The organism is Streptomyces sp. A01, assembly GCF_059026195.1.
This window is the reverse complement of record NZ_JBWLKN010000114.1, coordinates 1-735: the sequence shown is the minus strand read 5'-3', so window position 1 is coordinate 735 and position 735 is coordinate 1. Positions and strand designations below refer to the sequence as shown.

Here is a 735-nt window from a genome sequence, read left to right as displayed (position 1 = left end):
GACTGGTCGCTGGGAGAGGTACTGCGGCAGACGGACAACGCCCCGGCCCTGGAGCGTGTCGATGTCGTCCAGCCGGTGTTGTTCGCGGTGATGGTGGGTCTGGCGCGGATGTGGCAGGCCTGCGGTATCCAGCCCGACGCCGTCATCGGCCACAGCCAAGGCGAGATCGCCGCCGCCCACATCGCCGGAGCCCTCACCCTCACCGACGCCGCCACCGTGGTCGCCCTCCGCAGCCAGGCCCTGGCCCGGTTGGCGGGGAACGGCGCGATGGCCTCCCTGACCCTGCCCGCGGAGCAGGCCGAGGAACACCTCACCAACTGGCCCGGACGACTGTCGATCGCCGCCATCAACGGCCCCCGCACGGTGGTCATCTCCGGCGACCCCGAAGCCGTCGACGAACTCCTGACCGACTGTGGTCGGCGGGACATCCGGGCCCGTCGCATCCCCGTCGACTACGCCTCCCACAGCCCGCACGTCGAAGCGGTCGAAACCCAGATCCGCGACAGCCTCACCCACCTCACCCCCACCACCCCCACCATCCCCCTGCTCTCCACGGTCACCGGGCAATGGATCACCGGGCCCGACATGGACGCCACCTACTGGTACGACAACCTCCGCCAACCCGTCCGCTTCCACCACACCCTCCACACCCTCAACACCGAAGGCCACCACACCTTCATCGAAACCAGCCCCCACCCCATCCTCACCCACACCATCCACGACACCCTCGACACC

The 735-nt window shown here is 69.3% G+C and carries 1 protein-coding gene; it reads left to right on the top strand.

The genetic code is table 11. The features are described from left to right. A partial coding sequence (locus AC5P1B_RS35760) for an acyltransferase domain-containing protein (RefSeq protein WP_493892208.1) occupies positions 1-735 on the top strand: 735 nt, incomplete at both ends.